The sequence below is a fragment of the Leptospirillum ferrooxidans C2-3 genome (assembly GCF_000284315.1).
Lineage (GTDB): Bacteria > Nitrospirota > Leptospirillia > Leptospirillales > Leptospirillaceae > Leptospirillum > Leptospirillum ferrooxidans.
In genome coordinates, this window is record NC_017094.1 from 549,904 (window position 1) to 561,971 (window position 12,068).

Sequence of the window (12,068 nt, forward strand, 5' to 3'; positions counted from 1 at the left end):
TATGTTCTTGTGAATTTGGACTAGTCGTCATGAGCAGGGCTCACCCTGCAGGATGAAAACAGAGATTTCAAAGGAACCAGATTTTCCAGGAATCTCGAAACACGAGATCTTAATTTTACAAGAACTTGCAAGCCATTTTCTAACCAGTCCCTCATGGGCGGGTGGCCCACCCGCGAATCATGAAAATTGGGGTAGACTGAAAGGGCCGTTTCCCGGACGACGCCGGTTTTTTCTTGGCACTTCCAAGTCCGATAACCAGTCTGGCGCAGGAGCTTCCGGAACCCCGAATTGTGCCCTTGAGCGCGTTGGTCAGAATCGTTGATCGCGAAGCTCCCCCGGAGAGGCGGCGATTCGAACTGTCATTCCAGCCGGGAGGAGTGCGATGGAGCAAATTTTCGAACGATGCGCAGGACTGGTCGGCCTCATGATCCTGAAACACCGCTTCAACCAGTCGGATGAGGAGGTTGTTCAGGGGCTCCACGAGAACGTGGTGTGGATGGTTTTCTGTGGCGTTCCTCCGGAAGAGGCCCATTTTGTGGAGAGTTCCACGTTGTGCAAGTTCCGGAAACGACTGGGGCCGGACGGAACGGAGAAGGTCGAGACGCTCATCCGGGAGCAACTCCGGAAGGACAAGCGGATCGCGCCTTCCATGCGGGTGGATACCACGGCGATGGAAAAACACATCGCCTACCCGACCGACGCGGGACTTCTTCAGAAAGGCCGGGTTCGTCTGACCCGCCTGATCAAGAAGATGGAGGCGGTGGGCGTTGCCGTTCCCAAGGGGCTGCGAAGCTTTGTCCGGGTGAGCCGGAAGACGGTCCTGAGCATGGCGAAGTTCGGCAAGGACAAAAGAGCGAATCGACAAGGGTGTGAAAAAGCTCCTCTCCTTTGCCCGACGGACCATGAACCGGGTTCCCGAAGCGCTCGGGAATGCCAGGAAGGCCGTGACGAAGGCCAGGAGAAAAAAAGACGGCGTGTTGCAGAAGACCCTGACCCGTCTGGTGGAGAAAGTCACGGAGGAGAGCCGGGTTCTGGAGCGGGTGATCACGCAGACCGTCAACAGGATCAAGGAACGACCTGTAGAGGACAAGCGGATCTACAGCACTCACGAGCCGCATGTCACCTGCATCACCAAGAACAAGGCGGGCAAGAGGCATGAATACGGGGTGAAGGTCTCCCTGTCGGTCGATGCCAACGGGTTCGTGGTGGCCCATCGGGAATATCCGGACAACCGGCATGACTCGACGACCCTGGGAGAGGCTCTGGAGGATTGGGTGGAGGCCACAGGATCCCTTCCGAAGAGGCTGGCGGCGGACCGGGAGCCGGAGATTCTGGAGCAGGTTCCCAAGGTGGCGATTCCCCGCAAGGGAAAGACCAAAGGTCCGAACGAACAGACCGGCTGGTTCAAGCGGTTGACCGCCCGACGGGCCGGTCTGGAAGCGATCATCAGCCACCTGAAGACTGATCACCGGATGAACCGCTCCCGGTACAAGGGATTGGCGGGGGATCATCTGAATGTCTCCTGGGCAGCGATCGCCTGGAATACGAAAAAATGGGTGGAGGGTTGCCGAACCTGAGGGGAAAGACAGGAAAAAATCCCCTCGATTCCATCAATCGTGAAAAAAGAATCCATGAAACCCCCTCCCATTTTAACCTGACCCCCGATTTTATAGGGGCAATTTTCAAGAACCGCGTTTTTCAGCGTGAACTAATTAAAACATAAAAAATCAGTGAGGGGAGAAATAAGGGGGGATCCTGTGACTGGGCAATATTCTGTCCGATCTGGCCAGAACGAGCGGAATGGCCATTACGAGGGCCATTCTCAAAGGAGAGAGGAATCCCGTGGTTCTGGCGTCTTTGTTCGACAGGCGCATCCAGTCTTCCCGAGCGCAGTGGCTAATCTCTGGAGGGGAACTGGAGGCCCGAGCATCTCCTCGATGCCGGAGAAAAGGCCTACAAAGAGCGCTATCACCAGAGGGTTGTAAAAAAACTGGAAAATTGTTCCTGATGAGCGCTAATTAGGTAAACTTATGATGTCACGCCAAATCTTTGCCGTAACCGTTCAATCGTATTATTCCATTTTGGATCTGTGGGGCGAGCAACACTATTTTGATTCCCGAAGAATCCTTTTTCCTTAACGGCTTCTGCTAAAGGGACTGTTTTGATCCAATCCACCCCAACCAGATATTCAGCTGAATCAGGAAACACATCAGACCGGTTCGACTTAGCAATATTGAGGGGAAGACTAATGATAGGTTCATCTTTGACTCGAAAATTTTCAACGGGAACAGCAGGACTGATAACCCTCCCAACTCCAACGTAACCAGTTCCTGGGATATTGACCCAAATCCGAGCACCGGGAGCAAGCATTTGTAAGGTATTACTATACCAAGCTCCTCCTCCGGCCGATATGAATCCATATTTTATGGCCTCTTCCCAATCCCGGTTTTTATCATTTCCGCCAAAGGATACGTAATACTCTCCATTCCATTTTCGTGATTCGGAATCAGTCGAATTGCTACTTATGATGGGTTCTCCCGACCAGACTCTGGCCAAATATTCACTCTCCCCATCTTTGAAAAAGCGGAAAAAAATAGTTTTGATATCAACTTTATATTGCTCGGCAAGATAATCGACAATCCTTTCGGTGCTTGGATCGAGAAAGGAAGCAACAATGATTAACTGGTGGCTTTGGTTCAGTTCATCAGGCATAGTCTTGACATTAAAATACCGACAGAAATTTTCGTTAATGGATTGTAGCTGTTTTTCAGGAAAATAACGCTTCAAATAATTGTTGTGTATGTTGGCGATGTCTTCGTCGTGGAGAGTGGAAATCCATGAGCCATAGTCAAGCACCTGAGCAACGATATTACGGGGAGTTTTTTCTTTCTTGAGTTCAATAACACTTAAGTTGCCAGTAATATCTATGGCTAAAATGTCGATTACTTTATCGAATGAGGTCCTTACCTGACGTCCAATTACCATAAGCTCTGGAGCAAGAATGCCGATATTCTTGGCAAGAATGTCTTCTAATCGCGACTCTGACTCCATTGGCTCAAAATGAATCGGCTGGAGTTTGTCATCAATACGCCAAAGACCTAGTTCAATGGACATTTCAATCTCCACTTTTTGCGGGTTTGGGCTAACCTCGACGTGAAAGTTTTCGGGGGGGGGGGTAGATTTTAACCGGAACTCCGTTCCTGGATCATCTCCGCGATTTCCCGGGCAGTCACCCCCAGCTTTTTGGCCAGTGCTTCGACGTCTTTCCATTCCCATGGGGTGCTCTTGTCCATCAGCGCGTCGAATGTCTCGATCGAGACGTTTCCCACTACGAGGTCAAAGAGGAACGGGCCAGGAACCAGGAGCGGTGGGGCATCCTTTTCAGAGGCGATTCCCGTTGCTTTCCATCTGGCTCTAGGGATCAGAGCGGGACGGATCCACGGAGTTCCCGCTTTTTGGGACAATGGGGATTCGCTCATTTTTGCAGGGAAGAGTTTTCTTAAAAGGACGATCCGGATATTTCCCGACCTGAGAAGGGCCGCCTGAGGTGCCTGTGAGAGAGAGGCTGGGCCATCCGGATCCGGAGATACGAGGGTCATCGTAACATCCGCTTCGAGAAACGCTTCCGCAGCGCCTGTCAGTGTTTCCAGTTCGTGAAGCGCCACGATCCAGACATGGACCCTGGAGGGGTCCAATTTCAGGGTGTCGGGGTCGAGGGATAGCGCCTTTAGAAGGCGGGCCTGGTTTTCCTCGGAAAGCGTCTCTCTGTCCCGAAGCCAGTTCGAGAGGTTGGAAGGGTGGAACCCGCAGACGCTGGCCCAATAGAGAACCGGTCGATCAGAAAGATCAACCAATATTCGGGCGAGTTTTGAAAGCTTCCGTGGTATCAATCCGTTTTTCTCCCAGCTTGGTAGTTATGAATACCATTAATTCCATTTTCGCTAACGATACCGAAGAGAGCGTTTTTTTTCAATTTTCCCCTGGTCAGTCCTCGGGAAAATTCTTCGATTGGTACCGGTTTTCCGTAAAACCAGCCTTGCCCCGAAGCGCATCCGATCTTTCCCGCAAAATGGACATGTGCCTCGGTTTCGAGTCCTTCCCCCAGAATACTGATCTCAGTCCTCCCAATTGCTCGCACAACGCCTTCGACAAGATTCCTGTCATTTCTATCCGTTGCCTGAATGAGTTTACGGTCAATTTTCACGAAGTCGACGGACAGGTCCAGAAGTCTTGAGATATTGGAATGTCCTGTCCCAAAATCATCAATCGCAATTCCGAATCCCCTACGTTTCGCCTCGACAAGAACCGATAACTCGGATGGTTCAAGAGATTCCTCCAGTACTTCGATAACTGGCACGATCCGGGAGGGGAAACGGGACAGCCAGGGGAAAAGAAACGAAGACATGCATTGCCTGGGCGAAAGATTGAAGAAGGCCAAAAAAGGTTCTTCCCCAGGAGGGATCTCAGAGAGATCGGATGCGACCTGTTCCATTTCCCATCTGGTGAACTCTTCCCACTCTCCCGTTCTTTCAATCTGGATCAACATCTCGACTGGGGTTCCGGCCAGAGGCCGGAATAGGGCTTCCGCTCCGACGGTTCGTCCGGTTTTGAGATCGACAATGGGTTGCCAGTGCAGACAAGATCCCGAAAGAGATTCCTCGAACGAATAGGACATTTTATCCTTCTCTCTATTTATAATTATAATGGTATTGACTAATACCATTTAAAAATGTTTATATGAATTGCGCAAGACATTCAAGTGAGGCGGGTGGAAGACACAGGAGTCATTTTCGATGACATTCAGGTCAGCAAGTGACCCACAAGACACCGTTTTCGACACAGGAGACAGTGAAATGACGTATAAGGCACCTGTGTTGACATGCGAGGCACCACTTGAACATGGGTGGCATGGGTGATGACCTGGAAGGATTGGTGCAGGTGTTGTTTATGGACAAGTATTCTGGTGGGGGTGTCTGTAATGATGACCGGCTGCGCATCATCGTCTGTCTCTTTCAAACAAAAGGTCACATCCATCCTCCAGGACGACTCCGCACCGAAGATCCTGTCCATTGCCGCCTTGCGCATCTCCCGGGACTGGGACCGTCTTCTGGCGTACCAGAGCCATCTTCCTCCGCAATCTCTTGGAATCTCCCGTGTTCAGAAAACGGGAACGATGGGACGACGATTGACCCTCAAATATGTCGGACCGGTGGAGCCCTTCCTCCGGCATCTCGGAAAAACCGCCCGATGGAAACTTTCGGTGATTGGCAAGAGACCGGCGTCCCAACCCATGATCGAAATACGGTCGAAAAAAGAGCCTCTTTACGACATCCTTCGGGATGCCGGCGTGCAGATAACACCTGCGGCCTGGATTGTTCTTCGGCCCGAGGGTCGGGAGATCGACCTGATCTATCCGCCACCCATTCCCTCTCGAACGAGCAAAACGCAAGAAGGGCGGGTTTATGAAAAATAGGCTTGCCATGTCGTTCCTTGCTCTTTCCCTTTGCCTTTCGCCAAAAATCGCATTTGCCGCCGGATTGCCTTCCGGGGCGAATTCCCGCCAGACGCTGCCGACCATCGGACAGGCCGAACATCCAGTAAAGCCGGACGACAAGCTCCGGAAGCGGGCGCTTCGCCAGTCGGCCCAAAAAAAAGCGGCCTTGTCGTGGGGCGCCCAGACCGGGTATGCCAGAAAAACTAGTCTTCGGAACCGTTGGCTCAGGAAGGAGTCATTCCTCCTCGACCGGGTCTTCAGCTTCCGGCCGTTTCTGTCCACGGATGAGCATGTGCTTCTGCCTTCGGTCGATATCGGGAAGAGGGCATTCAAGCTTGAAGACAGAACCTCATCGGACTCGACGCTCGTGTCCTATCGCATTCATGAGCCGGCCAGGATTATTTCCATTCCTCCCACCTTCCGGGATTATCTGATCCTTTCTCCCGGGACGCCTAAAAAGGTCAATTCCCTTCTCCTTCCCAAAAATTTGAAGGAGAAAAAACTTTGGAAAAAATGGACGGACAGGGGATGGAATGCCGGCGAGCGACTCTCCGATCAGGCGTTCCGGATTGGAATGCGACGGCTTGTCAGGGCGATCGAGGGAAGAATCCGTTTTTATGAACTGACGCTCGCCGGCCAGATCGACCGGCCTACCTGGGCACGATCTCCGGCCGCCACGCTTCGGACGGGTGAAGTTCTCGAAATAGGGGACACGGTTCTCCGGATTACGAGACCGGCCCGGTTTACCGCATCGAAGCACTGGAAACCGTTAGAAGTGAAGGAGGAGGAAGAAAAGTGAGTCTTCCTCTTCCCGAACTTCGCGATCCGGTCCGGCATGACCGGGACAGTCTCGATTCCTTGCTCAGAACCCTCGTATCGGTCGGGGCCTCGGACATCCTTCTGGTTTCCGAATCCCCCGTCCGGGCCTATCTCCGGGGACGATGGGAGACGGTCGGAACGAGAGCGGTCAAGACCCACGAACTCGCGGACATCCTGAACGCCATCGACATGGCGAACGCGTCTTCGATGGTGGCTTCGGGAACGGCTCGAAATATCGCCTACGAAGTCTCCTTGGGGAGCAGGGAGTCCCGTTTGAGGTTCAGGGTCAATGCGACGGGAACCCGGCGGTCCGGTCCCCGGGATCTGAAGATCGTTCTCCGGAGCATCCCTGACGTGCCTCCGACGCTCGAATCGATGGGGCTTCCTCCGGAACTTGTGGCTGCGCTTTTCCCCCTGGACGGGCTGGTGGGCGTGGCCGGCGCCACGGGATCCGGAAAAAGCACGCTCCTGGCGGCCAACCTTCGTGAAAAGCTCGAACGGGGCGGGTGCCATATCGCCACCGCGGAAGCGCCCATCGAATTTGTCTACGACAAGGTCGAGACTCGGGAAACCGGAATTATCGTCCAGAGCGAGGTTCCCACCCATCACCCTTCCTTTGGCAAGGCCGTGGAGGAGATGCTCCGGCAAAAGCCGGATGTGATCCTGGTCGGCGAATCACGAGACGCGGAGACGATCTCGAACACGGTATTGGCTTGTCAGACCGGGCATACCGCCTATACGACGATCCACACCAACGGAGTGGGAGAAACCATCGGACGCATGGCGGAGGCCTTTCCCGGTCCAGAGCGGGATGCTGTGGCTTCCAAGATCCTTGCCGCCATGAGGGTTCTGGTTCACCAGAGGTTGATCCGGAAAGCCGACGGTTCCGGACGGGTGGCTGTTCGGGAATGGCTCGTGTTCGACCGGGACATCAAAAGAACTCTCATGGCCTCACCCTGGTCCAACTGGCCGTTTCTGATCGGCGATATTCTTGTGAAACGGGGACAAAGTGCCTCCCAGGATGCCCGGCGTGTCTATGAGGCTGGTCTGATTGCCGAAGATTCCCTTCTGGCGATTGAGGGAGGCGCCTGATGTGGAGATGGGCCTCCGGAGTTCCCCGTCTCGGTCCGGTCGACGCCCGGGCCGGGGTCGCGCTCCTGATTTTCTTTTTTCATATGCGGCTCTGGACGCTGGGAGTCGCGTTTCTTGGCGTGGCATTTTTTGGACTTCTTGAACGATTCGGCCTGACATTGCCGGTCGCCTGGCGTGTTCTTCTTCGGCTTCTCTCCGGCCCGGTTGTCTGGCCGGAACATCCGATGAAACCTGTGTACCGGTTCTACCGGGAATATTGAAGAGGAGGACTCTATGCCTGAACCATCCATTTCTGCTAAGGAGGATCATTCCGATCCGCAAGCTATTGATGTGGGGATCGATGATGGATACGCCGCCGTCAAGGTCGCCTGGTACGACCCGAGCGGGGCGATCCGGACCCTGTCCATTCCTTCCCTTACCCGTCAAGGATCCCTGGGAGTTGGGTCTTTTGGAGAGAACGGAACCGTTGGAGGGTACGAAACGGATGGGATTGTTTACACCGTAGGGCCAGATATCGGCGGTTCCGAAACGAGAATTCCTGACTACAACCTGTCGAGAACTGCGCGGGTATTGGCTCATCATGCCCTTGTTCAGGCCGGATTCGGCGGAAAAGCCGTCCGCATCGCCTCGGGACTCCCTCTCAACCGGTATTTCAATGGAGGAAAAAAAGACGAGGAAAGGGTTGAGCAAAAAGTCTGGAACTTTGCCCAGCCGGTTCGCCGACTGGATGGAGGACAACCGGCGAGAATCGTTGCCCACAAAGTATTTGCCCAGGGGTTGACGGCGGCTGTCGACTGGTTTGTCGAGGGGAAAAACCCCCGTTCGCACAAAGGAAAGATCGGAATCGTCGATATCGGCGGTCAGACCATCGATATTTCTGTGGTCTGGCTTGACCAGAAAGGAGAGTTGATGACGAACCGCGACAACCTGGTGACCGAGGATATCGGGGTGCTCGATGTCCACAAGATCCTGAAACGCCAAATCATGAGTATTCACAAGGTTGACCACGTTTCCTCCGAAGACCTGGACAGGGCTTTGACCACGGGAAGCATCTGGATCTGGACAAAGGATCACTCCGTCCAGGATGAAATTGCCGCGGCTGTCCGCTCGGTCGGAGAGCAGCTTGAAGCGCCGATCCTTTCCGCATTTGGAAAAGAAATATCGAGTTTGGAAAGCATCCTTTTTGTCGGGGGTGGAAGCTACCTCTTTCGGGATCTGGTGTCGATGTTTCCCAACGCGGTCACCCCGCACCAGCCAGAATTCGCCAACGCCCGGGGTCTTCTCAAGGCCCTGTCCATGAGAAAGGAAGCTTGATGCCTCGGCCCCCCTCTCCAACCGGAAGGGCCAGGCGGATTCGGATCGGGATAGTTTGTCATACCGGGATCGAACCCCTCCGGCAATTTTGGGAGGTCTTTTCCGGAATGAGAAGGGCGCACCGGCAGGAATACCTGCGGACGTGTCTGTTTCTGGGTTTCCGCTTCGGATGCCCGAAGAAAGAGGAATGGCCGGAACCAGAGCCAAACGGGAAGATCCGGAATATCCGGGTCGATTTCTTCGTCGATCATCCTTATCTCGGCCAATTTTTACAGAGATACGATTCGAGAGAATCGTGGGACAAAAATACCCGCTGGGTTTTGAAAACGCTCATTCTTGGACATGAAATTCTTTCAGGAAATGACCCGGGCAGGGGCGAAAAAGAAATGCATCCGATGGGGAATCAATCAGTCTCTTCCCCTGTTGAAAAGGAACCGGAAGATATTTTGGGAGGACTGTTCAATTGAAACGATCAAGCCTGACTGTGGCTATGGGGGTATTTGTTCTTCTCAAGGCCTTTGAACCTTCAGCCCAAGCTTACTTCTGCGGGGATCCGCTTTCGGATAACTGCTCCGCTCCCCAGGAGACTCAAAAAGCTCCTTCGAATGGAGAGTCTCCGGTCAATAAGGAGACCCATTCGCTCGCAACCTTCGTCCTGGTTCCGGGAGAGTCCCTGAAAGAGAATTTCGAAGCATGGGGAAAGGCCTCCGGATGGAAGGTCCTCTGGCATTCGGAATATAGCTTTCCGGTCAAGGCCAGGTATACAGCCGGGAGAAGTTTTCTGGGGGCGGTTCGGCGAAGCATCAAAATCTTCAACGCCGGCTCCGGAGGATGGCTGAAAGTTCACGCGTATCTTTCGAACCATGTGCTGCTGGTCGAGGATGGTCGATGAGAAGAATCGCCCCTGTATTTCTGGTGCTTGCTATCCTTCTTTCCGGGTGTATTCCGGAAAGGGATCTGAATTTGTCGGATGTGTCCCCGCAAACATTCGAGTCCCTTCCCTATGAGGGCGGAGGGCTCCTGTGCCGGACGCCCGTCCCTGTCCCGGATGTCCGGGTCGTCTCCCGCACGGTTCATGCCATGGCGGGATCCGAAGGGCGAATCCGGGAGGCTGTCCTCCCTTCCGGAATGGCTTTTGGTGTCTGGACCTCTGCGGTTCGGGCCCGATCGATCAGAGATTACATTCGAAGCATCTCCCGCAGCCGGAAGGTTCGGGTCTCCGTCAGCCTGTCCCGGATCGACCGCGCGGTTCCTTATGTTTCGAGAACGTTTTTCGTGCGGACCCGACATGCGTTCATGGCCGCCCGCTGGAAGGAAGGAGACAGAATTTTGGCTGTGAGGGGATTCTTCATGCGTACTGGCCCCCATATTGTGCCGGTTTTTTCCATGGAAGAACGATCATTGGGCTGGTTTGCCTGTCGTACGGAGACACCGGGATTTTCCGGCGGGAGGATCTCTTTCGATTCCTCCCGGGCGACCGTCAAAACCGGTACCGAAACCTTGAGAATCGATTGGGAGACAAAAGATGCGAAACGTTAAACTGGAAACATGGGGTGCAATGATTCTTTCCGCGGGGATCATCCTGTGCGCGGGATGTTCTTTCGACAAACACGTCGATATTTCCGCGACGAAGGACATCAACAAGGGGTTGAAAACGTTCAGTGACGCCAAGCCAAAACCTCCGGAAGACTTCGAGGTGAGCGATTCGGCGTGGTTTGCGGGATCTGAGGACCGGGTGCGGATTCGGCGGTCGGAGCATATTCGGCTTCATATCCGTCCGAAGCATCTTCCCGCGCTTTTTGAAAAGCGCGTTCTCCTGGTTTCCGAAAAGCCGATCGGCATTGCCGATATCACCAGCGAAATCACGACCTCGACGGGACTTCTCGTGACCGTGACGACTCCCCGGAAAATGGGGATATCGGGCAATGTTTCGGGCATGGGTGGCGGTATGGGCATGCCGATGATGGGAGGATCCTCCCCCGCCGGAGCACCGTCTGCTCCCTCCCTTCAAGCGGGAACATCTTCCGGGGAAACGTTTCTCAAGAAGAAGATCCGGGTGGACTGGGACGGTTCCCTCGAAGGACTCCTGGATTATACGGCCAGCCGGTTCGGGCTCTTCTGGACCTACCGGGACCATGTGGTCTCTTTCGGTCGCACGACCACGAAAATCTTCCGGATCAACGCCGCTCCCGTCATGAATATCGTGTCGAATTCGATCTCGGATTCCGGTATGACGGGGCTTTCCAGCATCCTCATGAACCAGGGCGCCGCCGGTGGCATGGGAGGAGGGGCCGGTATGATGGGCGGGGGGATGACGGGAGGAATGGGTGGCTCCTCCATGATGGGTGGCGGTATGTCCGGGGGGATGACGGGAGGAATGGGAGGATCTTCCATGATGGGTGGGGGTATGGGCGGCGGGATGGGGGGAAGCGGACAGAATGTCTCCTCTTTTTCCATCTCCACGGTCTGGAGCGAAATCTCCCAGAGCCTGAAATCGATTTTGGGAGGTCGGGGCAATTATTCCATCGCCCAGTCAGCGGGGACTGTTACGGTTACCACGACCCCCCGGATCATGGGAGAAATCGCCGAGTATGTTCACGATCTGAATAACTCCCTCTCCCGACATGTCTGGCTCAAGGTGGAGGTCCTGGACGTCAATTTGACGGACCAGAACGCCAACAGCTTTAACCTGTCGGCCGCGCTTTCGGGACTCGCCAAGAGCGGATCGATTCTTACGACTGGCCAGCCGGGGGTCTTTTCACTCGCGGGAGCCAGTCCGATCACTACGACGACCATGACACTTCCAAACTCTTCCACGAACGCGGTCATTCATGCGCTTTCCTCTCTCGGCAAGACATCGGTGGCGACCCGCTCCTTCGTCACGACCTTGAACGACCAGGCCGTTCCTGTCCAGAACGTTCAGAATATTGGTTACCTGATGGAAAATCTGGCCGGAATCGCGGGAATCGGGCAATCCACATTCACGCAAAACATCCCGGGATCCGTCACCGTCGGGTTCACGATGACCCTGGTGCCCCATCTTCTGGACAACAAGGAAATGCTCCTTGGCGTTTCGATCGACGACACCAATCTGAACCAGATGCAGACCCTGACCTCCGGAGGAGGGTCGATCCAGCTCCCGAACACGTCCCAGAGATCGTTCATGCAATGGGTCAAACTGACTTCCGGACAGACGGCGGTCATCGGTGGCTACGAGCAGACCCGCCGGGTCTTTCAGCAGAACGGTACCGGCACTCCGTCGAACTTCTATCTTGGCGGTGGACAGAATTCCCAGATCGTCCGGGATGCGATCGTCATTCTGGTCACGCCGGTCGTGGGGGGGTAACCA

General features: G+C 54.4%; 13 protein-coding genes and 1 pseudogene. 10 read left to right on the top strand and 4 right to left on the bottom strand.

From position 1 onward, the window contains the following. Positions 1–412: 412 nt before the first annotated feature. A pseudogene (locus tag LFE_RS14320) lies at positions 413–1,577 on the top strand (IS5 family transposase); the annotation flags it as partial. Positions 1,578–1,727: 150 nt separating this feature from the next. Here the strand turns inward: LFE_RS14320 and LFE_RS14100 are convergent. From LFE_RS14100 to LFE_RS02915, 4 genes are all read right to left on the bottom strand, one after another. After that, entirely contained in the window at positions 1,728–1,874 is a 147-nt protein-coding gene (locus tag LFE_RS14100) for a hypothetical protein (protein WP_158310237.1), read from the bottom strand. 154 nt (positions 1,875–2,028) lie between these two features. Then, positions 2,029–3,114, bottom strand: coding sequence for a PDDEXK family nuclease (locus tag LFE_RS02905; protein ID WP_014448780.1), 1,086 nt, complete (start codon positions 3,112–3,114; stop codon positions 2,029–2,031). Between the two features lie 68 nt (positions 3,115–3,182). Beyond that, the gene (locus LFE_RS02910) at positions 3,183–3,890 is read right to left on the bottom strand and encodes a hypothetical protein (protein WP_014448781.1); all 708 of its coding nucleotides are present in this window, start codon (positions 3,888–3,890) and stop codon (positions 3,183–3,185) included. After that, positions 3,887–4,675, bottom strand: a complete 789-nt coding sequence (locus LFE_RS02915) for an EAL domain-containing protein (protein ID WP_014448782.1) — start codon at positions 4,673–4,675, stop codon at positions 3,887–3,889. The genes LFE_RS02910 and LFE_RS02915 overlap by 4 nt, the downstream gene beginning before the upstream one ends. 240 nt (positions 4,676–4,915) lie before the next feature. Here LFE_RS02915 and LFE_RS02920 point away from each other — a divergent pair, with 240 nt between their 5' ends. From LFE_RS02920 to LFE_RS12935, 9 genes are read left to right on the top strand one after another with little or no spacing between them, the layout of a single operon-like run. After that, the gene (locus tag LFE_RS02920; RefSeq protein ID WP_081495324.1) at positions 4,916–5,473 is read left to right on the top strand and encodes a DotD/TraH family lipoprotein; all 558 of its coding nucleotides are present in this window, start codon (positions 4,916–4,918) and stop codon (positions 5,471–5,473) included. Then, positions 5,463–6,293 (top strand): type IV secretory system conjugative DNA transfer family protein, encoded by an 831-nt coding sequence (locus LFE_RS02925; protein WP_014448784.1) that lies wholly within the window; start codon positions 5,463–5,465, stop codon positions 6,291–6,293. Before LFE_RS02920 ends, LFE_RS02925 begins: the two co-directional genes overlap by 11 nt. Continuing rightward, entirely contained in the window at positions 6,290–7,405 is a 1,116-nt protein-coding gene (locus LFE_RS02930; RefSeq protein ID WP_014448785.1) for a type IV pilus twitching motility protein PilT, read from the top strand. Before LFE_RS02925 ends, LFE_RS02930 begins: the two co-directional genes overlap by 4 nt. Continuing rightward, positions 7,405–7,665 (top strand): IcmT/TraK family protein, encoded by a 261-nt coding sequence (icmT, locus tag LFE_RS02935; protein ID WP_014448786.1) that lies wholly within the window; start codon positions 7,405–7,407, stop codon positions 7,663–7,665. The genes LFE_RS02930 and icmT overlap by 1 nt, the downstream gene beginning before the upstream one ends. 13 nt (positions 7,666–7,678) lie before the next feature. Further along, positions 7,679–8,719, top strand: a complete 1,041-nt coding sequence (gene parM, locus LFE_RS02940; RefSeq protein WP_014448787.1) for a ParM/StbA family protein — start codon at positions 7,679–7,681, stop codon at positions 8,717–8,719. Continuing rightward, a complete protein-coding gene (locus LFE_RS02945; RefSeq protein ID WP_041773970.1) occupies positions 8,719–9,186 on the top strand; it encodes a hypothetical protein in 468 nt (155 codons plus the stop codon). Before parM ends, LFE_RS02945 begins: the two co-directional genes overlap by 1 nt. Beyond that, positions 9,183–9,611, top strand: coding sequence for a toxin co-regulated pilus biosynthesis Q family protein (locus LFE_RS02950; RefSeq protein WP_014448789.1), 429 nt, complete (start codon positions 9,183–9,185; stop codon positions 9,609–9,611). The genes LFE_RS02945 and LFE_RS02950 overlap by 4 nt, the downstream gene beginning before the upstream one ends. Continuing rightward, positions 9,608–10,258, top strand: coding sequence for a hypothetical protein (locus LFE_RS02955; protein WP_014448790.1), 651 nt, complete (start codon positions 9,608–9,610; stop codon positions 10,256–10,258). Before LFE_RS02950 ends, LFE_RS02955 begins: the two co-directional genes overlap by 4 nt. Further along, complete coding sequence (locus LFE_RS12935; RefSeq protein WP_014448791.1) at positions 10,245–12,065, top strand: type IV pilus biosynthesis protein; 1,821 nt, start codon at positions 10,245–10,247, stop codon at positions 12,063–12,065. Before LFE_RS02955 ends, LFE_RS12935 begins: the two co-directional genes overlap by 14 nt. The last annotated feature ends 3 nt before the right edge of the window (positions 12,066–12,068 follow it).